Raw genomic sequence first — 25,711 nt, forward strand, 5'->3', positions numbered from 1 at the left:
GTTTGAGTTTGGAAGCTTATTTACAGCATAGAAGGGAAGAAAATGGAACTTGGCGGGAACACGGTATTAGTAACAGGTGGAACAAGTGGTATTGGACTTGAGCTTGCTAGACAGCTATTGAATCACGGTAACAAGGTCATTATTACAGGGCGAGACCAAAAAAAGCTCGATGCAGCCCAAGATCAATTAAATGGTGTGGTTGCGATTCAGAGTGACGTGTCAGACCCAGATGATATTAAAAGCCTGTACCAGAATATTCAAAAAAATCATCCAGAATTGAACGTGCTGATAAACAATGCGGGAATAATGAAAAAAATCAACCTGCAGCAACATGAGCTATCTGCGCAGGAGTTGACTCAAGAAATTGATGTGAATGTGAAAGGCCCGATTTGGATGACGGATACATTTTTGCCTCACTTGAAGGAAAAGCCCAAAGCGGCAGTCGTGAATGTCAGTTCTGGGCTGGCATTTGTTCCGTTGCCCGTTAGCCCAGTGTATTGCGCTACTAAGTCTAGCCTGCATTTCTACACGCTTTCTCTTCGAGAGCAGCTTAGTAACACCAATGTATCGGTATTTGAACTTGCTCCACCAGCCACGAAAACAGATATATTGGGAGCATTTAACCAAAAAGATCTAGATGGTACGGCAATTATGTCGACGCAAGACATGGTGGCAGATTTCGTTAAAGGGTTTTCGAAAGATAATTATGAGATTCGGCCGGGCCAATCCAATCAACTAAAATTCATGAGTCGTTTTTTTCCGAATTTCATTCTTAAACAACTGAGTAAAAATATAGCGGCAATGCATGCTGATATGCGGTGATAATTGATTAGCTTACATAGCTTACATAGCTTACATAGCTTACATAGCTTACATAGTTGCTCCTGCTTTGTAGGCGATTAGTTTGAGGTGTAGGGGTAAAGTACAGCCGTCAGAAACGGCCAATGTGCACAGTACGTATCGTGTGTCACATACCTCTTACCGTTCATTGGAGCATTTTCTACAAAGCAATGGCATCGATTATGAAGTCTTGCCCGGCAATCACATCATGGTCAAAGTCACGGATACCATTAAATTTAGAACGGGCTCGGCAGTTGTTTCTCAGCAGTCTTCAGCGTGGTTAAATACTATGGGTCAATATTTGTCAACGACACCGGGTATCGACATTGTTATATCTGGTCACGCCGATAGCACAGGCCTGTTAATGTTTAACGACAAGCTCTCATTACAAAGAGCCAAAGCCGTGAAGCAGAAACTGACAGGACAACGAGTCTCTCAAGATGCTATCTATACTCGTGGTTTTGGTGAATACGTACCCGCTTGTACCAATCAAACTCGAACAGGAAAAGCTTGCAATCGCCGCGTTGAAGTCACCTTTATCGTATCGAATAATTAGTTTAGTTCTTTAACTTTCCCCTAGTTATTTCTTCAAGGTTTACGCCTGAAAAACTTTATCTTTACCCTGTGTTGTTTCACTATTTGTTCAACCACTTATCAACGATCCGTTGTATCGTGCCATCACCTTTATACTCAATGACTTTGTCGTTTACCGCATTGATGTGTTTTTTAAATAGCGACTGCTTGGAAAAAGCAAAGTAAAACTGCCCTACATAGAGAGGCGTGTCTAACGGAACAATTTCATTAGAAAGTCCCTCTTTTTTGAGTTTAATTAGGATGGGATAAGTACCATAGGCAAAATAGTCAATTCGACCGTTGCGCAGCTTGCCTATATTTTGATCCATAGTGTTGACCAGCTGATGTTTTATATGGTGTTCTATCAGGAAATCTTCGAAGTCTTGACGATATTTATCCCCGCGAACCTGTCCACCTGTTTTTCCTATCAAATCTCCCCATTGGCTAAACTCAAACTGTTTTTCTTTCATCACGAATATTGATGCGGGGTTATCCATGAACGGTGTTGGAATATAGTCTAAGTACTGTTCGCGAGCTCGGTTCTTATAGATACCCACTATAAAATCTATGTCCGCAGATTCTGCTCTTTTTTGCACCCGTTTCCATGGTCCAGCGTATATAGATTCTGTTTTTATATTGAGTTCGCTAAAGATTTTTTCAGCCAGTTCAACCCCGATACCGATAATTTCTGAGTCTTGTCGATACATTACGGGGTTGAAATCCGGATGACCTGACATGATTAGTGTGTCTTTTGCAACACCGTTGACGCTAAAAAAAGTCAATGAAATGAGAATGATAAATACATTGCTACGCATAGAATACGCTCTGAACAACCATGATTTAATGCTTATTATTCCGTGCTTCTCAGATAAAGGAGCGAGTGGTATAACTTGGTCACGAGTACTTTCCTTTAGTCGGGATCTAACTATTCAAGTGTATCAGAACTGGATGAAACTGCCTTTCTCTCCATAGCACGGGCATTTTTTCTATTCGAAAAAACAAAGCAGAGCCGTGCGGTTCTGCTTTCGGAACATCAAAAAGGTAACTTCTGCACTCTACATTAAGTCAAACCTGTCGGCGTTCATTACTTTCCCCCAAGCCGCAGAAAAGTCTTGGATAAATTTTTCTTTGTTATCGTCTTGCGCGTAAAACTCAACATAAGAACGCAAGATAGAATTTGAACCAAAGACAAGGTCAGTACGTGTGGCTTTCCATTTTACTTGTCCGGTTTGTCTATTTTGTATTTCGTATAGGTTTGCACCACAAGGGACCCAGGCGTAAGACATATCCATTAAGTTGACAAAAAAGTCATTGCTAAGGGTGCCAACGTTGTCGGTGAAGACACCGAGTGCCGTCTCGCCGTAGTTGGTACCGAGAACACGCAACCCGCCAACAAGCACCGTCATTTCTATCGCGCTAAGGCCTAACAGCTGTGCTCTATCTAGCAGCATTTCCTCAGGACTAACAGCGTATTCTTTTTTCTGCCAGTTTCTAAAGCCGTCAGTTAAAGGTTCGAGTACAGAAAAGGATCCGATGTCAGTCATTTGTTGCAAGGCGTCTCCGCGCCCTGATGAGAACGGAATACTAATGGCAAAGCCTGCTTTTTTCGCGGCTTGCTCTACACCTAGATTCCCAGCAATCACGATAGTATCTGCGACACTAGCTCCGGTTTCTTGCGAGATCTTTTCAACAACGTTTAACACCTTGTTAAGTCTTGTCGGTTCATTACCTGGCCAGCTAATTTGAGGTTCAAGACGAATACGAGCGCCATTGGCTCCACCTCGTCGATCTGAACTTCGATAGGTTCTGGCGCTGTCCCATGCCGTGGATATCATTTCGCCTATGCTTAGATCACTTTCAACCAATCGCTGCTTAACTTTATCTACATCATAATTGGTAGAGCCTTTCGGGATTGGATCTTGCCAAATGAGATCTTCAGTTGGGATGTCACTTCCTACGTAGGCCGATTTTGGTCCCATGTCGCGATGAGTCAGTTTGAACCAAGCTCTAGCAAAGGTTTGAGAAAAATATTCAGGATCATTACGAAAACGCTCTGATATTTTCCTAAACTCAGGGTCAACTTTTAATGCCATATCAGCATCGGTCATCATAGGATTATTTCGAATGGATGGGTCTTCTACATCTGTAGGTTTATCTTCCCGATTGATATCGACCGGCTCCCATTGCCAAGCTCCTGCGGGGCTTTTGGTTAATCCCCATTCATAATCGAACAACAAACGGAAATAGCCATCATCCCATTGGGTCGGGTTTGTGGTCCAAGCGCCTTCAATACCACTTGTCACAGTGTCACGCCCGATGCCTCGGCCAGATTTTGCGTTCCAGCCTAAGCCTTGTTCTGATATGTCGGCGGCTTCTGGCTCTGGTCCTAAGTCGGACGCATCGCCATTGCCGTGCGCTTTACCGACGGTATGCCCACCGGCTGTTAACGCGACCGTTTCTTCATCGTTCATGGCCATTCGAGAAAAAGTCTCTCGCATATCTTGGGCTGTTTTCAGCGGGTCGGGGTTGCCGTCTACACCCTCTGGGTTGACATAAATTAGCCCCATCATGACCGCAGCGAGTGGGTTTTCTAAATTACGCTTGCCTGAGTAACGGCTATTTTTAGAGTCACTTTCTGCAAGCCATTGTTGTTCCGCACCCCAATAAATATCCTTTTCAGGATGCCATATATCCTCTCGGCCAAATGCAAAGCCGAAGGTCTTTAACCCCATTGACTCATACGCAATATTGCCAGCAAGAATCATCAGATCGGCCCAGCTGATCTTGTTACCGTATTTTTTCTTGATTGGCCACAAGAGGCGTCTTGCTTTATCAAGGTTTGCATTATCTGGCCATGAGTTGAGAGGAGCGAAACGTTGGTTCCCTGTACTTGCGCCACCTCGCCCATCTCCTTCACGATAAGACCCAGCTGAGTGCCATGCCATACGGATCATTAAACCACCATAGTGTCCCCAATCAGCGGGCCACCACTCTTTGCTCTCGGTCATTAAGGACTTTAGGTCGCTTTTAAGGGCGTCTATATCAAGGGTTTTGAGTGCTTCTCGATAATTAAAGTGAGTGCCTAAAGGATTGGTCTTGGTGTCGTGTTGGTGCAAAATGTCTAAGTTTAAACTTTTTGGCCACCAGTTTTTGCTGGTTTTTTCTGAAGAAGTGGCACTACCGTGTCCAAATGGGCAAGTCCCTGAAGCGGTATGATCTTTACGTTCCATAAGTATTCCTATTACATAACTCTATGTTTTTGGTTATTTAGATACACATTTGTAGACTGTCTATAATTATAGTTGCTCTGTTGTAATGAGTGTTGCTTTTATAACTGTACGTTATGTTTTGTCTTTTTATGTTAAGGGATGTCTGTTTTTCTTAATGTGAAATACATCGTGATTTTATAATTTCTCATTATTACACGATGCCAATTGGTGTTTTCTTTATAAGGTGAATATCTTTGTTTCTCAACTTATTCTAATGTTTGATGTAAAAAATAATCCTTATGTTTTATAACTCCATGATTTTATGTTTAGACGTCGTAGTGATATTAGTACTTATTGGTTTTTTTTGGTGGTTTAGATAAAAATTAATACTCAATTGTTTGTAACCCCAACGAGTTGATATATGCATTGGCTCCATGTTTTTGTGGTGCTTATGACCGATATACAAATTCCTTGTGGGTTTGTGAATAAACTAAGGAAGTGAGAAAACATAGAATCGACTCGATAGATATCATCACTTATGATGTTTCTTTAAGGCAAGGAGGGCTTGCTGAATACACTGTTTACTGATATTGCCATATCCCAGAGTCAGCTAGTCGATTGGAAAAATCATGTTGTGATTTAGTCGGTAATTATGAAAATTATTACATTATATAAAAGATCTGGTTAGTTTTTGAAAGAAGTTGTCGTGGCCCTGTGTTCTATTGTCGTTGGCAGCATCTAATTGATAATTTATTGTGGATGGGAATGAGGTAACAGTAGCATCTATAGGTGGTGCTATTATCTTCAATAAATATAATTTTATTGTTCACGGTGGTTAAATGATAGGGTGTGAAAATAATATATATTGGGTATGTGGTAATTTAAATTAGGAGTATATTAAATGAAAAAATCACCGATTAATATCAGCATTAGTATTGCGTTAACTGTCGTATGTTTTAATACATTTGCTGCGGATAAAATAACATCAACATCAACATCAACATCAACATCAACATCAACATCAAATCAAAAGTCCATATTTGCTTACGGTACATACAAAGAAGTAAATGGCTTACGTGTATTTAGCCCTAGTACAAATGAAAGCCAAGTTACGCCACAGGCGTTAACAGCCAGCAGATCTCCTTCGGAACGAATGGCGCATACCAACACTTTATATGTGGCTCCTTTAGCAGGTGCGAATACGTTGTCTCCACAAGGGGTGAGCCCAAGCAAACTACATTCTGTTTATCAAATAACACCGAGTGGAGCGGGGAAGACAATAGCCATCGTTGACGCTTACCATGACGTCAACGCGGCAGCGAAATTAAGTCATTACTCGCAAACATTTGGTCTTCCTGAGGCTGATTTTTCCGTGGTTTATGCATCCGGCGCCAAGCCTCAAGCAAATGCAGGGTGGGCTGGCGAGGCTGACCTTGATGTTCAAATGGCTCACGCTATGGCTCCAGATGCCAAAGTTGTTTTGGTTGAGGCGGCAACCGCCAATTTTAACGATATGTTTGATGCGGTAACCGTGGCGACCCAAATTGTAGAAAATAATGGTGGGGGAGTTGTTTCTATGAGTTGGAGTGGTCAAGATTCAAGCGGTGAAAGTGCAAAAGATAGCTACTTTGATAATCCGGTTGTCTATATTGCTTCGACTGGTGATGATGGAGGTCAATCGGGCTACCCAGCGACTTCACCAAACGTTATTGCCGCGGGAGGGACCAAAATACTTTCTGATGGTAGTCAAGTTGCTTGGAGCTATGACGCTAACTCCAATTGGGGTGGTAATGGTGGAACCAGCTCTTATGAGTATGAACCACAGTACCAAATTGATAACGCCAAAGCACATAGCATGATAAATGGTATGAGAGGAACACCAGACTTATCGGCTGATGCCGATCCAGCGAGTGGAGTGTCAGTATACACCAGCAGTGGATGGCAAGTTGTCGGTGGTACAAGTGCTGCAGCACCAATCCTAGCTGCTGTCATTGTGAATGCGAACGTATCTGCTGACTTAACTTCTTATCAAATGTTAGAGAAAATCTATAATGCCCCTTCTTCCAGTTGGTACGATGTCACTTCAGGATCTAACAAATTACATGAATATGCAGAACCAGGTTACGATCTCGTGACTGGTCTTGGGGCTCCATTGGGTGTTTCTGGATTTGAGGGGTAAATTATGAATAATTTAAGAGCTCGTTAGGGCTCTTAAATTTTAGGCGGGAAATTAATACTCAACTTACTTGAGCCAGGGTTATCAGCTTGGCTAGCTGTTCATGCAATTCGGTGTACTAAGTTAAATTGCACACTGACTCTCAATCAATAATCTTTTGGTGCGAACTTTACGTTCTAACGTATAATGACTCTCTTTTCTGAGCCGCTAGAAGAAGCTAACGATACTCTCGCTGTTTATTGTATCGTAACTTTCAACCACGTATTACCGATTTCATCGAGAGCTAAAGTGCCAACAAGATTCATTCGACTATGGCTTTTCGTGGTCTCCATCGCTTTGTCTTCACCTTTTCGGTTCCAACCATAGCTGATCTTGGTGGCTTGAGTCGGGTGGATAGCATCTAAGAATAAGATTGGGTGACTCGTCCCTTTTAGCTCATCGCAATGTTTTATGAAATTATGCTGTTTTTTCTCATCAACCTTATGTGGTGTGCCTATAACTAAACCCGTTGTGATGAGCCATTGTCTCATTCCTGATACGGTGTAATTGATATCAAATTCTGCTTTACGTAAGAAACAATTTGATGGGTATGGTGGTAGAGCTGCGTTGAAAGGTATTCAATAAGCGCTATTGCCTGAGCGACAGAAAGGTGGCGATTAGACCCACCATTTTCAGGCTTCAGCTTTTCCAATTACTCGAAATCATTACGATGACAAAGTACCGCTGTTTCATGAATACGTAACGCTTGAAAGATCAGCCATCTTCAATGAGGACGGGTATAGTACCGAGTCGCAACTTCTTGGCACTTTTGATTTTCTAAAAGACTGTGTAGTTACCCGTATTAGTTCGAATTAATACAATTCAACATAACCCCAAATGAAGCTCACCTAAGCGGAGAAAAAGAGCTTTTCTAAGCTTAAAATCTTTTTCTGAGTAATGTCGTGCCCCATTCGATATTCAGACTCCAGTTGCTCAGCGGCCTCTGATAGCAGAGTAAAACCACCTAGCGCAGCTGACCCCTTGATCGTATGAATATGGTTCATTAATTTCTCTGTATTACCAAATTCATGATATTTTAATGCTAAGTTAAGCTGTTTTTTAAGATCAGACATCAGTTTTTTGTTCATTTCTGGGTTGTTGGATTGCAGCAGCCTTTGATCTACACCAACCGCTGGGGTAAAGTCTATTCCCCTAGAAACTTGTATATGATAAGCATTCAATATTACTTGATGTAGAGCGTTCATTTTCATCGGCTTTTGTAAGTAGTCATTGAAGCCAGCCTGCTGGATATGCTGTTTTTCTTTTGGGTGAGTATTGGCGGTTAGCGCCGCAATAAAACAGTCAGGGTCGAGTACTTCTGCAAGGCTTCTCCATTTTTTAATTAGTTCGAGTCCGTTCATTCTTGGCATTCGAATATCCATGAAGACTAAGTCAAAAACTTTCCTCTTAGCCATATTGAGCGCATCGAAGCCGTTGGATGCCTTATAAACATTGTGTCCCATCTTTTCTATCATTTGCCCGATGATATCTAAATTCGCTTCGATATCATCGATGATCAATATTTTTAGGCGCCAGAATATTTGTGGTATTTCTTCAGGTTCAGAGTCGGGTTGCGAAGTAATAAACATGTCTTGAACCGTATGGTAGAGTCTACCGCATAGAAACTCAAAATCTGGATTTTGTAGCGGACTTTCATTATCTAGAATGGGAGTAATGCCCCATAACGATAATTGTGAGTGCAACGCTAAAGGTGCTCTGATAGGAAAATTAGGAAAACGTAAGGGGTGTAAATCTCCTTTTAAGGGGATATTTACTGAAACGGTTGTCCCGTGTCCCAACTCGCTCTTTAGGTTAATCGTCCCACCCATTAAGCCTACTAATGAACGAGTGATGGCCAAGCCTAACCCAGATCCTTGGCTATCATCAGTACACTGGGTGTAAGGTTGAAAAATTTGGTGTTGCATTTTTTTCGCTATACCAACCCCTGAGTCTTCAACAGAAATATGAAGTTGATGCTCAGTGCTGTCTACGTATAAAAATATAAAACCTTGTTCAGTAAACTTAATGGCGTTACCTAGTAGGTTGATTAGTATTTGTTTGACTCTAGTTGGGTCGACAATGGACTTTTGTGGGACCTGCTTTGTAGCCAATATTCTTAACTGTATATTTTTATCATTTGCTTTCGTCGCTATTGTTAACATAGCTTGGTCAAATATTGGCAGAAGTTCAGTGCTTTTCATAGCTAGTTTCATTTGTCCAGCTTCGATTCTAGAAAAGTCTAATACGTTATTAATGACCTCAAATAATCCATCTGAACACTGAGCCGCAAGCTCTACGAGATAAGATTGAGAGTAATCGAGATCTGAATGCTTAAGGAGTTCTAAAGCTCCGGTAATACCATTTAGTGGTGTACGTATTTCATGACTTATTGTTGTTAAGTACTCACTTTTAAGTTGACTTTGTAACTCCAACTGTTTTTTTTCACGAACTTGTTTGAGTGTATGCCTTTCTAACGGAATGAATAATGCCAGTATGATGACCAATAAGATAAATATATGAATAATATGAGTAGGAAAAAGTTCATAATAGAGTGGGCTATTACACATATATTCTATGGCTTGTAGGTTGATTTTTAACGAGTTCCCATATTGATTTTCTGGAATTGCATTAAATAACCCCGCTAGGTCGATGATAAAAAGGATGATCAGAAATACGTAAACTAATCGAAATTTTCTTGTGAACCCAGCCACTTATGAACCTCTCTCTGAATGAAACTGTTTGCATTATGACAAATGGTGAAAGAATGAGGCTTTTAAATTTATGCATTCTATTTTATCTAAGGTAAATACCTGATAGGAACCTCTGGGGGAATTTTAGAAAATAAGGACATTATTTGAAAGCGGAATGATTGAATGAGACATTCCTCAACTTGGCAATCCCTTCTGAACTGCGATTTAGTGTTGATGGAATCATGCCTAAAAAATCAGGCCGTCTTAGATATTTCTGGCTGCTACGCCAAAGCACTTCAGGGCGAATTCGGTTTGTGTGTCGGCATTGAAATACAGTTCGAAACCTTTAATCAGGTAAGTTTAAATCGAGCGTGTTTACTATTGGCGGCCAGTGATGAAACCTTAGACCAAACCATTCTTCCCGATTCAGAACGGTGGTTTCTTTGGCAACGCTACCATGAAGAATTATCCACGGACGAATTGACTCAACATCTGGAAACTCATCATTTATTGGCGAAATATATTTCTTCCGGATTGTGCCAAAGCACAATCCAAAATCGAGAAGATATTATTGAGCTTATCAATTTGGTTTAAAGGGCCCCACATATGAAGCGTTTACTCTTATTTTTACTCTGTTATTGCTGCTCTTTAACCACAATAGCTGCCCCAATTCCCTGGAATGGTAGTGATTTCATCATGATTACGCGAGGCATGAGGCTCTCATCCTTGTTAGAAGCGTTGGGTGCCAACTATAACGTACCGATGATCATTGACCCAAGCATTAAAGATACTTATATCGGACGAATTGAAAGCGAGTCGCCAGAAAATATACTCCAATATTTATCTCTCACCTATAATTTGGCCTATTATTACGATGGTTCATCTCTTTATGTTTATAAATCCAGCCAAATAAAGCATCAAATTGTCAGTCCTAAGTACATGCAAGTTAATAGTATTCAGGCATATCTAAAGAATATGGGGGTTGCTTCTTCTAAATACTGCTCATTTAAAAAAGTGCCGCAAGTGAACGCCCTAGAGATCTCAGGTGTACCTATATGTGTAAATAGAGTCACTCAATTAGTGACCAGCCTTGATGAGAAGGTATTACAACAAGCTCAGAATAAAGAGACAATTCGTGTATTTCCGTTGAAGTACGCTTCTGCCTCGGACAATGTCTATGAGTATCGAAATCAGAAAGTGACAGTGCCTGGTGTTGTTTCAGTATTAGAAAAAATGACAGAAAATCGCTCTTTACCGATTGATGGCAAAGCCAAACAATCCTCTTTGTCAGGGGCGAGGGTACCCATATTTTCAGCGGACCCAAGGCAAAATGCGATAGTGGTGCGTGATAGGCAAGCAAACATGCTTTTATATAAAGATTTGATTAGTCAACTTGATAAGAAGCAAACTCAAATCCAAGTCACGGTAGAAATTATTGATGTTGATACCAGAAATCTTAATAGTCTCGGTATTGACTGGTCTGTGTCGGCAAAACTGGGTGGTGGACATGTTGATTTCAATTCAGGATTAAGTCCCGACGACGGTGGTTTTTCAACGCTGGTGAATGATACAGGTAGCTTCTTGGTGAAATTAAGTGCTCTAGAACAAGACTCAAAAGCCAAAGTGTTATCAAGGCCTTCTGTGGTAACGCTAAACAATGTACAAGCTATCCTAGACCGAAATATCACGTTCTACACTAAAGTGTCTGGTGAGAAGGTAGCGAATCTTAAATCAGTAACCACAGGCTCTTTGCTTCGTGTCACACCGAGGTTAATCAATGACAAAGGTGGTAAAAAAATACTTTTGACATTGAATATTCAAGACGGACGCCAAGTCCCTAAGAAAACCAGTGAGCTCCCCCAGGTACAAAACTCTGAAATTGCCACGCAAGCGACGCTTAAACCGGGTCAAAGTTTGCTATTGGGTGGGTTCGTTCAAGATGAAGATACAGAAGTTAAGAAGAAAATTCCTCTATTAGGCGATATCCCTTTGCTTGGCTATTTATTTAAGAGCGATAGTCATACTAAAAGTAGTGTGATTCGTTTGTTCCTAATAAAAGCTTCGCCAATTTCGCTTGGATAAGGAGAAGATATGCGCTCTGGGTGGAAATTTCTGATTCTTACTGGGCACTTGAGGGGACGTGAACTCAAGCTTCCTGAAGGCGAGTTTACTATCGGTTCGAAAGACGCGGATCTCTCAGCACAACTGGACGATGATAAGCAAGTGACCTTGTTGGTCAGTGAAGAAGAAATTCGAGTCAAAGAAGAGTCTGTACCAATGTGGTACGAGGGGGAAGCTCAACTCGCTGCCTCCTCTATACCTCCTTCCACTATCATTGACTTAGCGGGTTTTTGCTTTCTTCTAGGAGCTGGAGACCAAGAATTAACATTAGCAGATGTCCCAGAAAGACAGAAAGTCATCAAGAGTAGTGGAAAGAACTGGTTAGCGATAGTTTGCCTGTCTTCGTGTTTAGTGTTTGCGATTGGGGTAGCGGTATTCTCCTGGATGAATCTCAATACGCCACCAGTGATAAAGTTGGATCCTAAGGCATGGATTGAGCAGCAAGTTCAACAAACTGGTTACGGAAACCTAGAGTTATCTTGGTCGGACAACGGCATTTTGACCATAGGTGGCTATTGTAGAAGTGTTTCCAAGTATCAGTCTTTGCTAGGAAAGCTGAACGGCTTAGGTATTCATTATAAAAATCAGGCGTTATGCCAAGAAGACATTGTGCACAATGTGTATTTTGTGCTGCAACAAAATGGTTATTCACACGTTTTAGTTCATTCAGGCAAACGACTAGGCACGGTAGTGATTTCGGGAGATATTTCTGCAGATAAACAGTGGGAATCGGTCAGCCAGCTTATCGCTCAAGTGAACGGGCTTCAGTCTTGGAAGGTGAGGAGCGAGAAAGACGAAGGGCTTAGTGAGCTTGTTGAAAAGCTTAGGGAAGCTAACTTACTCGATAAATTAAGCCTTTTACGTAATAACAGTACTATAACCATCACAGGTCACTTGTCGGATGAAGAAGAGTCAGAGCTTAGTAAGGTGCTTAGCCAATATAGACGTGATGATATAACTAAACATCGTGTTATATACCAAAATATACCGATAAGTCAGTCGATGCTGCGCCTGTTTCCATCTGCTGTTCGCAGCTTTGCTGGTAATGCTAAAAACCCATACCTTATTTTGGCCAATGGTATGAGAATTCAGATTGGAACCCGTTTACCCAACGGATTTGAAGTCTCTAAGTTGAATACGACAAGTGTTGAGCTTGTAAAAGATGGTCAGGTCTTACATATCCCTTTGGCCCTATAGAGGTATTTCATGGCAAGTATTACTCAATTGGAAGACAAACTGAAATCAGATGATTCAGGATTACATCGTCAGGAGTTGCTTACTGTCCTCGATGAACATATTGCTCGTTTAGAGGCGTGTTGTCGAAAAGGAAGTGAGCCTGACGTCTACGAAAAACATCAAGCGCAAATTCGCGCGTGCAAAACGTCAAAGCAGGTAATTACGACGCTTTGGAGACGTTATCATGGATAAGGAGAGAAGAATATTACCTTAACTTACAAGATGTTGGATCTAAGGTGTAGACCTGATAGAGCTTCTTGATAAGAAAGGTCATTATACTTCATATCAATAGGAATCATTAATTTCGACAGTGGGGTTATCCAATGAAAACAATTCAGTTTATTTTTTGTAAGGGACCGACTCAAGTCGTTGTAAGAGATAAACCTTATGCTTTCACGCAAAATAGCTTAGTCGTCACTGATGACACGGCTTCAGTATCGGGTGCTGGCAGAGATAACTGGGCGAGCTATTTGTTTTGTATTGGAGACTTTCAACGAGTTTATCGAGACCTATATGACCTTTTGGAACCGAGTTCGTTTACTCGCCCCAATGCTTGTGAAGTTTACGATGTGCCAGTTGATAGTGAGTTTATCAAAGTCTCTCAAGACCTAGGACAAGTTAGTAGAAAGACGCTTTTGCAGTTTATATATTCCTATTGTTTGGGGATGGATAGACAGTACTTTTCTCAGCTACTGCACAGATTAGTTGATGCGAACAAAGAATTTTTCGAGTATTTGGAAAGCAGTTTTTTAAACCCATGGCCAGTAGCGCGATACGCAGAAGAGCTAGGAATTACTGTTAGAAAGCTAAATATTTTGTTTTATGAAAAGTTTGGAATATCGGCCAAGCACTGGCTGATTGAAAGGCGATTGGAGCACGGGCGAGAGATGTTGCTCGCAACTAGGACCAAAATCTCTGATATTGCAATGGACTGCGGATTTAGCAACCACGCTCATTTTTCTGACTGTTTCAAGAAAAAGTATGGGTATTCACCAACTCATATTCGAGAAGTGACTAAAGCTAACTGAAACTTCACTTAGCATTTCGTGTTGAACAAATGGAGGTAATATGGACTTACAACAACTTACAGGTCAGTTATCAACACTTGCAGGACAAGCATCGCAGGAAATTCAGAGCAAAATGACTGCGACCGATCTGCAAAATCCAGACAAGCTGCTGCAAGCGCAATTTAGTGTTCAGCAGTACTCGACGTTCGTCAACTATGAGAGCGCTATTATAAAGACGATAAAAGACATGTTGAGCGGGATTATTCAAAAGATATGAGTGAGGCGGGAAAAGAGTTATCAAAGTTGCTTGTTGAGGTCGCGTTTGCTGCCGTCAATAATAACCTCCGACGCGAAGCGGAGCAATTTTACGATGTTATGCCGAAAGTGGGGCTTAGTGAGACGTTATGTAAGCTTTGCCAATCGATCCTGTGCTTTGGTATGCGGAAAAATACGCGCGCATCCGAGCTAATTCAGGGGTCAGGTATGATCGAAGCGCAAGCGATAAGAATCATGCTTGGTGAGACACATTCCCTTGAATTAGACAAGTTCAGTGACCAAGAGCCAGCAGTGCACCTTATCAAATTGTTGTCAAAATAAAGAGAGTGTTGATATGGACGTGACTATGATCCAAAAAGTTGCTCAGTCTACCGGTGATGTTGGCCAGGAGTGGTTGGATCCTAGCCCCCATCATGTTGACGCATTTAATAAAATGATGGCTCCCTCTGCAGAGAAGAGTCCAGCGGAGAATATGATCTCCGGAATACAAGAAATCGGTAAGCATATTGAATCTACTTTTAAAAGTATAAATGTCGACTCGATTCATCAGTTAGATCCAGAGAAAATGGTAGCGACTCAGCTCAACGTTGTTCAATCTGTTGTTGAAGTTGAGTTTGTCGCAAAAATGGCAGGTTCGGCTTCACAAGTTTTCACTAAATTGACGAGTATGCAATGAAGTTAGTTCACTTTCGATGGAGCTTAATTTTAGTGGTATTTCTTTTGGTTGGTTGTAAAGAAAACTTATACAACAATCTACCGGAACAGGAAGCGAACCAGATGTTAGCGCTCTTAATGTTAAATAAAATTCAAGCCGCCAAAGAAGTGGACAAAAATGGGACTGTGTCGCTCGCGGTGGATAAAAACCAGTTTATAAATGCGGTTGAACTACTGCGACAAAATGGTTTTCCGAGACGCAAGCATGTAGATATTAGTCAAGTTTTCCCATCCGGGCAGTTGGTGACGTCTCCTGAACAAGAAAAAGCCAAGATGAATTACTTGAAAGAGCAGCAGTTGGAACAAATGTTTGCTGACATGGATGGCGTTATTGAAAGCAGTGTATCCATAGCGTCGGATAAAACAGATGACACCGGCAGGCAAAAGACGGCTCCATCTGCAGCTGTATTGATTAAATACTCACCGGAGGTGAATATCAGAGTTTATCAGGATCAAATTAAAAGCCTGATTCACGATAGTATCCCTGGAATCAGCAATGACAATATCAGCATAATGATGGTCCCAGCCACCTTTAGATATATTTCAAGTGAATCTACAACGGGGAGTACACAAATGTATTCTGATAAAACGGATACCTTAATTCTGTATGCTGGTATCGGTGGCGCTGTATTTGCTTTATTTAGTATCTTGCTACTACTCAGAAGCAGGACTCACTAAGTATGGAATTGGATTTAGCAACGTCACGCTGGTATCAGTTGGCCTATACACCTGGGAAATGGATGTCCTCGTCATGGTGGGAAGCTCTAGAGCTTTCTCAGTGGAGAGGGTTTTATTCGCAATCGCTTCAGTGCCAACAAGCACTGGATGAACTAATATGCACGAAACGAGGCTTTCCCAACGACAACCTATTTCGACCATCGACGAATTGGCAAAAGACCTTGCTCGAAGATATTGAAAGGTTGCCTAAATTACTCACCGCGCTGGGCCTAATTAGGCTTGCGAGGCCCGATTATCTCATGCTTCGCCGTTTTAAAACTGCGCTACAGGTGTATTTGACTATCGAAGAACTCGAACAATTACTGACAATATTTCCCGAAGAGCAGTTTATAGATAGCCGGTTGAAGGTACAAGCTGAACCGATCAGCGAGCAGTATTTGCCTCAGTTGGCGCTGTATCTTGGTTGGTCAGGCATTTGTCAATCTGATCTGATTTGGCAAGCAGTAGCCATTTTATTTCCAGCTCATTTCGTAGCTGAGGGGGCAAACGATGATGCCTTTGGCTTGTTGCAACGATGGTATGTTCGCCTTCGGAGGTTATTATGAATCCGTTTAAACTTTCTGTATCTCACTTGCAGGAGTGCAATTATGTTGGAGATATTATTTCTAGAGAGGAGCTTGAACAACTAGAAAATGCACAAACCATCTTGGATGATGCCAAACGTAAAGCCGAACAAATTCGTGCAATTGCTGAATCTGAGCTAAATACAACAAGGTCAGATATTCAACAAATGATCCAACAAGCGAAGGTAAAAGCAGAGAAAGACGCAGTACTCATCGCACAGGAGGCTACCGATCAAGCAATTGCTGATACTATTCAATGGGTTGTTGATGAGATGTCGTTAGAACAACGAGTGGCGGCTAATATGAACGAGAGGATACGCTCTCTTGTTGCTCAAGCAGTCACACAGTACTCTGCGCAGCAAGACGTCAGTGAAATATTGGTACGCAGACTTAGTAGGCCAATTGAAGAGCAATTATCGCAAGGGAAAGTTCAACTTAAAGTAAATTCACAGGTCCTTCCTTTTATAGAACTTAAATTATCTAAGGTTAATGGGTTGGAGCTTATCGCTGATGATTCCCTTTCTGAAAGGCAAGCGTGCCTTGAAACCATGTTGGTGAGAATGGACTTAGATTTGGATCGGCATCTGCATTCGGTCTTAGATAACTTGGTCGGTGAACCAAAATCACATACTTGTAGTTCATATTGAGCTAGGAGAAACGTCATGGATAACCCAATAAAAACGACTGGCTTTTCCAACCTTCAACTCTTTACCAATCCGACCGATTCATCGGAGGCTAAAGGCGCAACACAGCACTTCCCTGGTAGTTCAATCCAAGAGTCGGTTCAGGCTGCTTTGGTGGATATTAAGCAGGGTGCAATTGAAGAAACAATGGAGGAAGCGAGTTTAGCATTAGGAGGGAAGCTTAAAGATTTAAAATTAGACAAGGACAAGTCACGCTCGAAACTAGATAGAAGCAAAGAGCTGCTAGACAAGTTGATTAAACAAATTTCAGGAATCGATCCCGCTCAACTCACGCAACTCGTTGCGAAATACCCTGGTGCCTCGGATTCAGAAGATCCACTGTCCTTTTTACGACAGGCAGGTGCATCTTCTTCCGAAATCGCACTCGCACTTAGCTTCATCCTAAGTCAGGGAGGCTTAAGTCCGAAACAAAGGACGCGTTTAGAAAAAGCTCTGAGAAACATGCTAGAACAGTCTGGTGGTCTTGGTATTGAACTGTTTACATATCTAGACTTTGGCCCAGCTATGCCGCAAGTCGCCGCTCAATTGAAAAAAATCTATCAGCAGGCGTGTGATGAAGGACTTGAGTTAGCCGAACTATTTATGAAACTAAAAGACTTGCCGGATCGTCGTAAGAAGTTAAAAGCATTAATTCGAGGGCTTGCCTACGAGCTGTGTTCTCAAGGTGAAGTCGCGCAGGGAAATAAACTTTCTTCGATTATTAAAGACCTGCGCAAACTGTTGTTATTTTTTGGTTTGGATGAGCAATGTGAGAAAATTGCCAATCAGATGACTAAACTTGGCGGACACTTAACTGGGATAGACGTAGTGGAAGAGCTCATTATAATGACAGATCAGGCTTGGGTTTATGCCGATTGGATAGATTCAAGAGTTCAGCAACTAGGTCTTACAGAGTTTCCACATAAAAATAATTACTTACGAAATGTTAGGGATGTTATTAAGTATATGCCTGACCCTTGTTTTAGTGAAGAAGACCAGCGTCAGCAAATTGTAGAGTCTTGTTCTGAAGTACTTTCAATGTATGCAGATATGGAATAGCAGTTTACGTATAATTCTACGGGGTGTTGTTGCCTAAAAGGATTTTTTGATCTGCTTCAGCCAGACTGGACATTTCATTAAGCGAGATGGCCTGCTCAGGAAACGCTCGACAGAATAAAGTCATAGTGGACTAGAGTTGCGGTCATTCTGGTATTTATAGACCAACCGATTGCCTACAGTGAATAAATAGCCAAATACAACCAACCTTTATTTGTGGCGATGTCGCTGATGTCACCCGCCCATTTTTGATTCGGTGCGATTGCGTTAAAATCCTGAGCTAGCAGGTTCGGAGCGATAGGCATTTTATGTTTGCTGTCTGTCGTACACTTAAATTTGCGTGCGGCTTTCGGTATTAGACTTTGACGCTTCATACTGGCGGCCATGGTCTTAATATTATGGCTATTACCATTCTCAGCCCGTTCTTTACGGATGCGTCTAGAACTATCCTTTCCTTTGCTAGTATTAAAAGCCTCTTTGACCTTTGTATCAGCATTTGGCGAATAGCTTGCCGTTGGCTGGTACTAGTACTCCCCGTTACTGCTTTACGCCAAGCGTAAACCTGAGAACCATGTAAGGAAAGCTGCCTTGCTGCCGCAGTTACGCCGACTTTATCTGCCAACTTCAGGGTTTCCGGCTTAAATTCAGGAGAATGGAGTATACGTTTCTTTTGGCTTTTTATGGTTCACCTCGTTAGTGCTTGTACTCACTTAACTCAGTGTCCAAAACTGCCGGTACGGATCAACAACGCCATTCTCAGGTTTTCACCTGATGGCTTCCTGAGTCAAGTAGAGCGAAGATACACTCAAAGTGGAATCAAAGTTGTGGACGGTATGGATCTAAAGACTCAGCGCAATTTGGATAGATTTATGGAGCTACTAGGAATAGAAGACGTCATTGCCGATGAGTACCTAGAGCTGAGCAGAGAAAACGAATGCCTGTTCTTTGAGCAAAAGGCAAATCATGTGTTGTTTTCAGTTGCATCACCTATTGAGTCTGATCTAATTCAGAAAGCCCAGATGTGGATCATGCCGCGTTTAAATTTAGAGCGTACGTATGGATTACCGATTCGCTGTTTCTGTTTACGAGAATTGTTGGTGTGTTCGGTATCGATACCTCAGGAGAAGTTTAGTGGTGATTCCCTATATCCTCTATATCAATACCTGCACCGACTGCTAAATAAATGTGTAAGGAATAATTGATGAAACGGGTAAGTCAATTTCTGTCAGCTGTGGCTGGTCGGCAAGATATTATTCTAATTGTCATGTTGATGGTCGCTATCTTCATGATGATCTTACCGTTGCCGACCGAGTTAGTTGATTTACTCATTGCAGTGAATCTCACATTCTCTATTATTCTTCTTATGATCGCGGTGTATATTCGAGAGCCGCTAGAATTCTCAGTTTTTCCATCAGTGCTATTGATTACCACGCTGTTTAGATTGTCGTTAACTATATCAACAAGTCGATTGATTCTACTCCAACACGATGCTGGGGAGATCGTCTATACCTTCGGTAACTTTGTGGTTGGTGGCAATCTGGTCGTTGGTATGATTATTTTTGCCATCCTCACGATTGTGCAATTTATTGTTATCACCAAGGGTTCGGAAAGGGTTGCCGAAGTCGGCGCACGTTTCTCGCTTGATGGCATGCCCGGAAAGCAAATGAGTATTGACGGTGATATGCGTGCGGGAATCATTGATGCAGCAGAAGCTAAACGGCAAAGAACGCTAGTCCAAAAAGAAAGTCAGCTCTATGGGGCCATGGATGGCGCGATGAAGTTTGTCAAAGGCGATGCCATTGCAGGCATGATTGTCATATTGGTTAATATTCTCGGCGGAATTACCGTCGGGGTGCTGCAGCATGGAATGAGTGCGTCTGAAGCGGCATCGACTTACTCCATTTTGTCGGTAGGGGATGGATTGATCGCGCAGATCCCAGCGTTATTAATTTCTATTACTGCCGGTATTATTGTTACACGAGTACCTGGAGAAGAAAAACAAAACTTAGCGAAAGATCTTACCAGCCAAATAGGCCGTCAGCCTCAGGCATTACTTATTGCAGTTGGCGTTTTGCTGATATTTGCCGTCATTCCAGGTTTTCCATTTTTCGTCTTTCTAGCACTCGCAGGGCTACTGCTTGGCGCGGCCTTATGGCTGATGAAGCGCAATAAAACCCAAGTCATGGGAGGTCAGGCATCATCGACACAGGGAGAAGAGTTGGGAACAGGTGTAATTTCGCCAGGAGCTGTGCCGTTAATGTTGAAAGTGTCGGCTCAGCTTTCGAAAGAAGGGGATCTGTTAATAGCTGTAGATGAGTTGCGATGGCAGAAGTTTGAACGTCTCGGTGTGCCATTGCCGGAAATTATTCTTCAACAGGACTCAAGTTTATCAGGCCGAGCCATGTCTATATTCCTATACCAAGAGCCCGTACTAACGGTTCAATTACCTGAGAATCAGGCTCTTGTTGAAGGAAGTGCCGAGTCTTTCGTTAATGCGACAGAGCAACCATTACATTTTGGTGGTCCCCGTTGTTGTTGGGTCGATATCGCTCAAGGCGAATCTATATCGGCTTTGGGGACCACTATTTTTAAAGGACCAGAGCAAGCCATTACGCTCTTATCCCGCGTATTAGACCGATTCGCTGGTGAGTTTATTGGAGTACAAGAGTGTCGCTTTTTGATGGATGGTATGGAAGGAAAATATTCCGAATTGGTTAAGGAACTACAAAGGCAGTTACCTATTGGTAAAATCGCCGAGATTCTTCAGCGCCTTGTCGCTGAAGGTATTTCGATTAGAGATCTCAGAAGTATTTTTGAAGCGCTTTTGGAATGGTCACAAAAAGAGAAAGATGTAGTGTTGCTAACGGAATATGTCAGGGTTGGACTAAGACGTCATATTGTTGGACGACATCAGAAAAATTCTGCATGGATTTATTGCCACCTTATTGGCGATGGCATTGAAAATATGATTCGTGAGTCTATCCGACAAACATCAGCAGGTGGTTATTCAGCCTTATCGCCACAACAAAACGAGCTAATACTGGATAAGATTAGGCAATATACTCTTAACAGTGACGTTGAAACTGTGTTACTCACGGCGATTGATATCCGGCGCTATCTAAGAAAAATCATAGAGAAAGATTTATACACTTTGCCGGTTCTTTCATTCCAAGAATTGGGAGAAGAAGTGGAGCTTAAGGTTCAAGGTAGTATTGACTTGATTGGGGAGGAGCTTTCTTATGCGGCTGCCTGATATGAGTCGTATAGCCGAGCAACTTAGCCTAAATCTTAGTGCTAAACCTCGGCTGATACCAAGCATGGTGGTCGCAGGTCGTGTTACCTCTGTTGGACAAACTCTTATTGGTGCACATATGCCTCAAGTAGGGCTGGGGGAACTATGCCAAGTTGGTGAGGGTTTACCTGCTGAGGTGGTCGCTTTGGACGGAGATGAGGCATTGTTGTCTCCTTTTTCTGAGCCCATAGGCGTGCGTTGTGGTGAAGCAGTGTGGCCACAAGGGAAAGGCCATCAAATTGCGCTAGGGGACTATTTAATGGGTTCTGTTGTTGATGGGCTCGGTGCATTAATCGATGTGGGTGATAGACCAGTAGAAATAAAAGAGCATCGCTCGATTATTGCTGATCCCCCAGCACCGCTGGAAAGAGGCTTGATTGAAGAAGTATTGCCCTTAGGTATTCGTTCTATCGATGGGCTACTCACGTGTGGAAAAGGGCAAAGGATAGGCATATTTGCTGCAGCAGGAGGCGGAAAGAGTACCTTATTGAGCATGATGACTGCTGGATGTAAAGCTGATGTCGTTGTATTAGCACTAGTAGGTGAAAGGGGGCGAGAGGTACGTGAATTCTTGGACCAAGTGCTGGGAAAAGAGGCTCGCAGAAAATCGGTCGTCGTTGTATCAACTTCTGATAGGCCCGCTCTTGAACGTCAGAAAGCGGCATTTACTGCAACGACCATAGCGGAGTATTTTCGAGATCAAGGTAAAAACGTGCTGTTAATGGTGGACTCATTGACACGTTTTGCGCGAGCATCGCGTGAAATTGGTCTTGCTGCTGGTGAACCGCCAGCCGCTGGTGGGTATCCGCCGAGCATGTTTGCACAACTGCCACGACTTTTAGAAAGAGCCGGACCAGCACCTATAGGTAGCATTACGGGGATCTACACTGTGTTAGTTGAAGGAGATAATATGAATGAGCCTGTTGCCGATGAGGTTCGCTCCATTCTAGATGGACATATTGTGTTGTCTCGTCAATTAGCAGAAGAGAATCATTATCCCGCGATTGATGTTTTAGCTAGCGTCAGTCGGGTCATGAATCAAATCAGTGATCCGATACACCGCAAACACTCTGGAAAACTCCGTCGTCTGTTAGCCAGTTATCGGGAAATAGAACTTTTAGTACGAGTGGGAGAATACCAACGAGGTCAAGATCCACATGCGGATGAGGCGTTAGACCGACATGAAGGTATTAAACGTTTTTTATGTCAGCAAACTAATGAGCTATTCAGCTTCGAACAAATTCAAACTGATCTAGCTGCCTGTGTGGAGGGAACATGCTAGTTAGGTTGCTACAAATCAAAAAGCATAAAGAGCGAGGATTGAGGGGGAAAATTGCTCAAATCGATTATAGGAATAAAGAGTTAAAGGCTCTGCAAGCAGAATTAAAGACTATTCGGTTGAATTTGTGGGAAGACTGGCGAAAGAGATGCAACCAATCCGGTGTATTAGACCACAGCAAATTAATGACATTTAAATCGGTTATGGCTGATCTCTATCGTCGCGATTTGCAAATGGGCGAGGAAACTAACAACTTGCAAGAGAGGCGACAAAAATTGATGGATGACCGCTTGAATCTTTCATCTGCACTACAAAAGAACCGAAAAGAGCAAGAGAAGCTGAAATACCTAATAGAGGATGAAATGAGTGCAAATCACCGAAAATAATCATTCGTTTTCTAGAAGTACCAAAGCCAGTGAAGATCAAACTAGCTCTGACTCTGATCGACAGGAAGCGTTTTCAAAAGTGCTCAAGAAGAAGTCAAAACCATCAGGTGTTGAGCCTGTACCGATGGCTGTGCTGTTTATGCAAGAAATAAATAAGCAGGCCATTTTAGAAAAAAGTAACGATAAATCTTTTGGAGTGTCAGATAGAGTCATTGCGTTACAAGCTGTTGGCTGCGTCTACCACTCTAAAGATATTTATATAAAACGCGTTGGTCATCAATCAATTAATGTTCGATTGATGAGTGGGCCTTTTAGTGGGCTAGAAATACAGGCCAGTATACACGTGGGCAAGATTGAAATGCGGTTGAAATCGGCCAACGACACGCATAAAAAACAGTTAGCTAGACGATTAGATAAGCTTGAATGCAAGCTCAATCAGTTTAGCCAATATCGAGTTGAAATACAGTTGGAAAAAGTACATGGAAAATAGCCAAGCCACTTCGAACGGTAATTTACAGTCAACGACTATCCAATTGGCAGAATACTCGCGAGAATTATTAGCGGCTTATCAGATAGTCGGGCACGGCTTGTGTTCTTTTTCAGATTCAGGGAGCGAGATTGAAATATCTATTACACCGATAAAGGAAAAAAATTCGAGTTGGTTGAGTATAGGTATCACTTTATTGGGAGAAAAATGTACGTTTTATTGTCTTGAAAACCAATGGCTTGAATATATCAGTGAAATGTTACCTATCGATAAATTTGCTAATATACCTTCTGAGTTGTGTGGTGTTTTGTCTTCAGTGAGTTTCGCTGGACTATGTGCTTGGGCTGCTGAGGAAGAGCTGGAAGTTGGAGATATTGGCTCGATTCAAGCCGGTGATAAAGAGCAATGGAATCACAGCGAAATCCGTTTAACCTTTACGTCACCATTTTGTTTAGACAAAAAACTCAGTGGTTTTCTATGCGGATTTTCAAACGAGAATTTGAAGATCATGGCACGCCATATGTCGCCGAAGCAAGGTCCAGCAGAAGGGGTGAAACTACCTATACCTTGCGCCGTCGGGCTTAGTGTGTTGACTCTAGGCGAGCTAAAAAGCCTTGAGGTCGGTGATTGTGTTTTATTGAATTGGAGCAGTAACTTTTATGAAGGAGAAGTATTACTTGTCCAAAACCAGCCGATTTCATCCATTAGATATCAAGAAAGCGGGAGTTTTATAGTGGGACAGACGATGAATGAATTTGATGATCTTTTGGATCTATCCGCAGACGACACATTTACAGGGTTAAACCATGAAGAAAAGCCTGTGAACTTGGATCAACTCATGGTTACTTTAGTGTTGGAAGTCGGGCATGTGGATCTGGCTATCAGTGAGCTAGCCACTCTTCACTCAGGAAAAATTCTTGAAACGGAACTAAAAGCGGAACCAAAAGTACGTCTAAAAGCAAATGGCAAAGTCATTGGTTTGGGGAGTTTACTGCAAGTAGGCGACCGCCTAGGAGTCCGAGTCGATCAATTGTCCGATTAAGTCATTTTTATTGAGACTAATAATCGTTAAAATTTGAAAGTGTATTAAGTATTCTAGGAGATAGTGCACCATCATCCTGTTATGATTTTAGGTCGATTTAAGCGTTCGAGATTCTACTAAACTCAATAATATAGTTACTTACTTGTTGGTAATAGGGGTGTTAATATGAGAAAACACCTTGATTATTGAACTGGATAAAGAAGGTTTTATGGAAAATATATCTAGCGTAAACAACGGAAGTATTTATGATAACACCACTCGGTCAGCTGGCCTGTTGGGTCATTTACTTTCTGCAAAAGGACTTGATCATAAATATAACGATACTCAGTTGACAGCAAGAATCATACTTGATGGACTACATCGTTCAGCAGAAAATAATCACTCTGAAGCTATTGAGCTTATCATAAATATGGCTTTCGGCTTAGGAAATGATGGCCTAGATCAAGGTCGAGCTGAAATACAAGTATATGCCCAAGAAGCATTGGCAAGTCTCGCTCTCGATAATATACAAGCAAACGATACCAGTACCGCTCTTGCCATCTCAAAAACACAGGATCTATTGATTCAAGGTCAATCCTTTCAATGTGAAAAAGATAAGTCAAAACTTGTTACAGACAAGTTTTTAGCAGAGAACACCATGTTGGTGGCAATCGCATGTAAATCAATAGGTAATATTCCTACTCCAGACCGGATCATAGAAATAAGAAATGTTGTAGATAACATGTTATCGCCTTATGAAGATAATATAGACATGTATAACGAAAAGGCTATCGAACCAAATTGGTGGAGTGCCTTTATGCAGGGGTTATCACCTTTATTTGACTCTCTATTTCCTAACTCAACATTTAGCTCATCTAATAATTATAGTGGTCGAGATTTAAGGTGTTCTTCAATATCAATATCCTCAACTAATACTTATGATGAGGAACTGGAAGATATGTATTGAAACGAAGAACTTATATTTTAAGAAAAGGGGCTAGAGTTTAAAGCCATGGAATGGGTCATGTAAAAAACTGGTGAGTTAATGTATCATCTTTCTCTTTATATGGTTTTAATTATGACTGTCATTGAAGTGAAATGCCATTTTTGAGATTAACCTCGTTAAAAAGTACGGGGTAGACCTTCGAGACATCCAGCGACATCAGTGCTGAAGTCAGTTTCGTCCATGCAGGAAACAGTGAAATGTTTACCCATACTATTCAATTCTCTTCGAAGAAAGGTTCATACGGCATCGGGCGACGGAGCGTACGACATAGAGGAGTACTATAACGTGTTACAATGAAAAAGAATAACGCCGCCACTAC

The 25,711-nt window shown here is 41.9% G+C and carries 25 protein-coding genes and 2 pseudogenes; 22 read left to right on the plus strand and 5 right to left on the minus strand.

Features of this window, described 5'->3' with window-relative positions:
* Positions 1-42: 42 nt before the first annotated feature.
* Complete coding sequence (locus L4C34_RS02850; protein WP_428787842.1) at positions 43-822, plus strand: SDR family oxidoreductase; 780 nt, start codon at positions 43-45, stop codon at positions 820-822.
* Positions 823-973: 151 nt separating this feature from the next.
* Positions 974-1,396 (plus strand): annotated as a pseudogene (locus tag L4C34_RS02855) (OmpA family protein); the annotation flags it as partial.
* A gap of 79 nt (positions 1,397-1,475) precedes the next feature.
* Here L4C34_RS02855 and L4C34_RS02860 read toward each other — a convergent pair.
* Together L4C34_RS02860 and katG are read right to left on the minus strand one after the other, a co-directional pair.
* Positions 1,476-2,228, minus strand: a complete 753-nt coding sequence (locus L4C34_RS02860; RefSeq protein ID WP_428787843.1) for a substrate-binding periplasmic protein — start codon at positions 2,226-2,228, stop codon at positions 1,476-1,478.
* A 240-nt stretch (positions 2,229-2,468) separates the two neighbouring features.
* Positions 2,469-4,643 carry a catalase/peroxidase HPI gene (gene katG, locus L4C34_RS02865; RefSeq protein WP_428787844.1) on the minus strand — a complete coding sequence of 725 codons (2,175 nt, stop codon included), beginning with the start codon at positions 4,641-4,643 and terminating at the stop codon, positions 2,469-2,471.
* Between the two features lie 880 nt (positions 4,644-5,523).
* On the opposite strand from katG, the gene L4C34_RS02870 reads away from it, so the two are divergent.
* Positions 5,524-6,801 (plus strand): S53 family peptidase, encoded by a 1,278-nt coding sequence (locus tag L4C34_RS02870; RefSeq protein ID WP_428787845.1) that lies wholly within the window; start codon positions 5,524-5,526, stop codon positions 6,799-6,801.
* A 233-nt stretch (positions 6,802-7,034) separates the two neighbouring features.
* Here the strand turns inward: L4C34_RS02870 and L4C34_RS02875 are convergent, their stop codons facing one another.
* Positions 7,035-7,328, minus strand: coding sequence for a hypothetical protein (locus tag L4C34_RS02875; protein ID WP_428787846.1), 294 nt, complete (start codon positions 7,326-7,328; stop codon positions 7,035-7,037).
* Between the two features lie 357 nt (positions 7,329-7,685).
* Entirely contained in the window at positions 7,686-9,548 is a 1,863-nt protein-coding gene (locus L4C34_RS02880) for an ATP-binding protein (RefSeq protein ID WP_428787847.1), read from the minus strand.
* A 162-nt stretch (positions 9,549-9,710) separates the two neighbouring features.
* Here L4C34_RS02880 and L4C34_RS02885 point away from each other — a divergent pair, with 162 nt between their 5' ends.
* The 12 genes from L4C34_RS02885 (at position 9,711) to L4C34_RS02940 (ending at position 17,924) form a co-directional block, all read left to right on the plus strand.
* Positions 9,711-10,121, plus strand: coding sequence for a hypothetical protein (locus L4C34_RS02885; protein ID WP_428787848.1), 411 nt, complete (start codon positions 9,711-9,713; stop codon positions 10,119-10,121).
* A gap of 12 nt (positions 10,122-10,133) precedes the next feature.
* On the plus strand, positions 10,134-11,609 hold the full coding sequence (locus L4C34_RS02890) for an EscC/YscC/HrcC family type III secretion system outer membrane ring protein (protein WP_428787849.1): 1,476 nt from the start codon (positions 10,134-10,136) through the stop codon (positions 11,607-11,609).
* 9 nt (positions 11,610-11,618) lie between these two features.
* Positions 11,619-12,845 (plus strand): type III secretion system inner membrane ring subunit SctD, encoded by a 1,227-nt coding sequence (gene sctD, locus L4C34_RS02895; RefSeq protein ID WP_428787850.1) that lies wholly within the window; start codon positions 11,619-11,621, stop codon positions 12,843-12,845.
* Between the two features lie 9 nt (positions 12,846-12,854).
* On the plus strand, positions 12,855-13,076 hold the full coding sequence (locus L4C34_RS02900; RefSeq protein ID WP_428787851.1) for an EscE/YscE/SsaE family type III secretion system needle protein co-chaperone: 222 nt from the start codon (positions 12,855-12,857) through the stop codon (positions 13,074-13,076).
* Positions 13,077-13,207: 131 nt separating this feature from the next.
* Positions 13,208-13,912, plus strand: a complete 705-nt coding sequence (locus L4C34_RS02905; RefSeq protein ID WP_428787852.1) for a helix-turn-helix domain-containing protein — start codon at positions 13,208-13,210, stop codon at positions 13,910-13,912.
* Between the two features lie 40 nt (positions 13,913-13,952).
* A complete protein-coding gene (sctF, locus tag L4C34_RS02910) occupies positions 13,953-14,168 on the plus strand; it encodes a type III secretion system needle filament subunit SctF (RefSeq protein ID WP_428787853.1) in 216 nt (71 codons plus the stop codon).
* A complete protein-coding gene (locus L4C34_RS02915; protein WP_428787854.1) occupies positions 14,165-14,488 on the plus strand; it encodes a DUF1039 domain-containing protein in 324 nt (107 codons plus the stop codon). Before sctF ends, L4C34_RS02915 begins: the two co-directional genes overlap by 4 nt.
* 13 nt (positions 14,489-14,501) lie before the next feature.
* Positions 14,502-14,843 carry a type III secretion system inner rod subunit SctI gene (gene sctI / locus L4C34_RS02920; protein WP_428787855.1) on the plus strand — a complete coding sequence of 114 codons (342 nt, stop codon included), beginning with the start codon at positions 14,502-14,504 and terminating at the stop codon, positions 14,841-14,843.
* Entirely contained in the window at positions 14,840-15,559 is a 720-nt protein-coding gene (gene sctJ, locus L4C34_RS02925; RefSeq protein ID WP_428787856.1) for a type III secretion system inner membrane ring lipoprotein SctJ, read from the plus strand. Before sctI ends, sctJ begins: the two co-directional genes overlap by 4 nt.
* 2 nt (positions 15,560-15,561) lie before the next feature.
* Positions 15,562-16,164 carry a type III secretion system domain-containing protein gene (locus L4C34_RS02930; protein WP_428787857.1) on the plus strand — a complete coding sequence of 201 codons (603 nt, stop codon included), beginning with the start codon at positions 15,562-15,564 and terminating at the stop codon, positions 16,162-16,164.
* The gene (locus L4C34_RS02935; RefSeq protein ID WP_428787858.1) at positions 16,161-16,829 is read left to right on the plus strand and encodes a hypothetical protein; all 669 of its coding nucleotides are present in this window, start codon (positions 16,161-16,163) and stop codon (positions 16,827-16,829) included. The genes L4C34_RS02930 and L4C34_RS02935 overlap by 4 nt, the downstream gene beginning before the upstream one ends.
* A gap of 15 nt (positions 16,830-16,844) precedes the next feature.
* The gene (locus L4C34_RS02940; protein WP_428787859.1) at positions 16,845-17,924 is read left to right on the plus strand and encodes a TyeA family type III secretion system gatekeeper subunit; all 1,080 of its coding nucleotides are present in this window, start codon (positions 16,845-16,847) and stop codon (positions 17,922-17,924) included.
* 64 nt (positions 17,925-17,988) lie between these two features.
* Here the strand turns inward: L4C34_RS02940 and L4C34_RS02945 are convergent.
* A pseudogene (locus L4C34_RS02945) lies at positions 17,989-18,603 on the minus strand (transposase family protein); the annotation flags it as partial.
* Positions 18,604-18,754: 151 nt separating this feature from the next.
* Between L4C34_RS02945 and L4C34_RS02950 the strand changes: the two are divergent.
* From L4C34_RS02950 to L4C34_RS02980, 7 genes are all read left to right on the plus strand, one after another.
* Positions 18,755-19,123 carry a hypothetical protein gene (locus tag L4C34_RS02950; protein ID WP_489686355.1) on the plus strand — a complete coding sequence of 123 codons (369 nt, stop codon included), beginning with the start codon at positions 18,755-18,757 and terminating at the stop codon, positions 19,121-19,123.
* A complete protein-coding gene (locus tag L4C34_RS02955) occupies positions 19,123-21,174 on the plus strand; it encodes an EscV/YscV/HrcV family type III secretion system export apparatus protein (protein ID WP_428787861.1) in 2,052 nt (683 codons plus the stop codon). Before L4C34_RS02950 ends, L4C34_RS02955 begins: the two co-directional genes overlap by 1 nt.
* Positions 21,167-22,495 (plus strand): type III secretion system ATPase SctN, encoded by a 1,329-nt coding sequence (gene sctN / locus L4C34_RS02960; RefSeq protein ID WP_428788129.1) that lies wholly within the window; start codon positions 21,167-21,169, stop codon positions 22,493-22,495. Before L4C34_RS02955 ends, sctN begins: the two co-directional genes overlap by 8 nt.
* Positions 22,489-22,878, plus strand: a complete 390-nt coding sequence (locus L4C34_RS02965) for a hypothetical protein (protein ID WP_428787862.1) — start codon at positions 22,489-22,491, stop codon at positions 22,876-22,878. Before sctN ends, L4C34_RS02965 begins: the two co-directional genes overlap by 7 nt.
* Positions 22,859-23,368 (plus strand): hypothetical protein, encoded by a 510-nt coding sequence (locus L4C34_RS02970; protein ID WP_428787863.1) that lies wholly within the window; start codon positions 22,859-22,861, stop codon positions 23,366-23,368. Before L4C34_RS02965 ends, L4C34_RS02970 begins: the two co-directional genes overlap by 20 nt.
* Positions 23,358-24,407, plus strand: a complete 1,050-nt coding sequence (gene sctQ / locus L4C34_RS02975; RefSeq protein WP_428787864.1) for a type III secretion system cytoplasmic ring protein SctQ — start codon at positions 23,358-23,360, stop codon at positions 24,405-24,407. The genes L4C34_RS02970 and sctQ overlap by 11 nt, the downstream gene beginning before the upstream one ends.
* A gap of 178 nt (positions 24,408-24,585) precedes the next feature.
* Positions 24,586-25,353, plus strand: a complete 768-nt coding sequence (locus L4C34_RS02980; RefSeq protein ID WP_428787865.1) for a hypothetical protein — start codon at positions 24,586-24,588, stop codon at positions 25,351-25,353.
* Positions 25,354-25,711: the final 358 nt, after the last annotated feature.

Source organism: Vibrio profundum (genome assembly GCF_050337555.1).
Classification (GTDB): domain Bacteria; phylum Pseudomonadota; class Gammaproteobacteria; order Enterobacterales; family Vibrionaceae; genus Vibrio; species Vibrio profundum.

Excerpts from the sequence above, each read along its gene's own strand:
- L4C34_RS02850 (WP_428787842.1), top strand. The coding sequence starts at position 43 with ATGGAACTTGGCGGGAACACGGTATTAGTAACAGGTGGAACAAGTGGT.
- L4C34_RS02860 (WP_428787843.1), bottom strand. The coding sequence starts at position 2,228 with ATGCGTAGCAATGTATTTATCATTCTCATTTCATTGACTTTTTTTAGC.
- katG (WP_428787844.1), bottom strand. The coding sequence starts at position 4,643 with ATGGAACGTAAAGATCATACCGCTTCAGGGACTTGCCCATTTGGACAC.
- L4C34_RS02870 (WP_428787845.1), top strand. The coding sequence starts at position 5,524 with ATGAAAAAATCACCGATTAATATCAGCATTAGTATTGCGTTAACTGTC.
- L4C34_RS02875 (WP_428787846.1), bottom strand. The coding sequence starts at position 7,328 with ATGAGACAATGGCTCATCACAACGGGTTTAGTTATAGGCACACCACAT.
- L4C34_RS02885 (WP_428787848.1), top strand. The coding sequence starts at position 9,711 with ATGAGACATTCCTCAACTTGGCAATCCCTTCTGAACTGCGATTTAGTG.
- L4C34_RS02890 (WP_428787849.1), top strand. The coding sequence starts at position 10,134 with ATGAAGCGTTTACTCTTATTTTTACTCTGTTATTGCTGCTCTTTAACC.
- sctD (WP_428787850.1), top strand. The coding sequence starts at position 11,619 with ATGCGCTCTGGGTGGAAATTTCTGATTCTTACTGGGCACTTGAGGGGA.
- L4C34_RS02900 (WP_428787851.1), top strand. The coding sequence starts at position 12,855 with ATGGCAAGTATTACTCAATTGGAAGACAAACTGAAATCAGATGATTCA.
- L4C34_RS02905 (WP_428787852.1), top strand. The coding sequence starts at position 13,208 with ATGAAAACAATTCAGTTTATTTTTTGTAAGGGACCGACTCAAGTCGTT.
- sctF (WP_428787853.1), top strand. The coding sequence starts at position 13,953 with ATGGACTTACAACAACTTACAGGTCAGTTATCAACACTTGCAGGACAA.
- L4C34_RS02915 (WP_428787854.1), top strand. The coding sequence starts at position 14,165 with ATGAGTGAGGCGGGAAAAGAGTTATCAAAGTTGCTTGTTGAGGTCGCG.
- sctI (WP_428787855.1), top strand. The coding sequence starts at position 14,502 with ATGGACGTGACTATGATCCAAAAAGTTGCTCAGTCTACCGGTGATGTT.
- sctJ (WP_428787856.1), top strand. The coding sequence starts at position 14,840 with ATGAAGTTAGTTCACTTTCGATGGAGCTTAATTTTAGTGGTATTTCTT.
- L4C34_RS02930 (WP_428787857.1), top strand. The coding sequence starts at position 15,562 with ATGGAATTGGATTTAGCAACGTCACGCTGGTATCAGTTGGCCTATACA.
- L4C34_RS02935 (WP_428787858.1), top strand. The coding sequence starts at position 16,161 with ATGAATCCGTTTAAACTTTCTGTATCTCACTTGCAGGAGTGCAATTAT.
- L4C34_RS02940 (WP_428787859.1), top strand. The coding sequence starts at position 16,845 with ATGGATAACCCAATAAAAACGACTGGCTTTTCCAACCTTCAACTCTTT.
- L4C34_RS02950 (WP_489686355.1), top strand. The coding sequence starts at position 18,755 with ATGGATCTAAAGACTCAGCGCAATTTGGATAGATTTATGGAGCTACTA.
- L4C34_RS02955 (WP_428787861.1), top strand. The coding sequence starts at position 19,123 with ATGAAACGGGTAAGTCAATTTCTGTCAGCTGTGGCTGGTCGGCAAGAT.
- L4C34_RS02965 (WP_428787862.1), top strand. The coding sequence starts at position 22,489 with ATGCTAGTTAGGTTGCTACAAATCAAAAAGCATAAAGAGCGAGGATTG.
- sctQ (WP_428787864.1), top strand. The coding sequence starts at position 23,358 with ATGGAAAATAGCCAAGCCACTTCGAACGGTAATTTACAGTCAACGACT.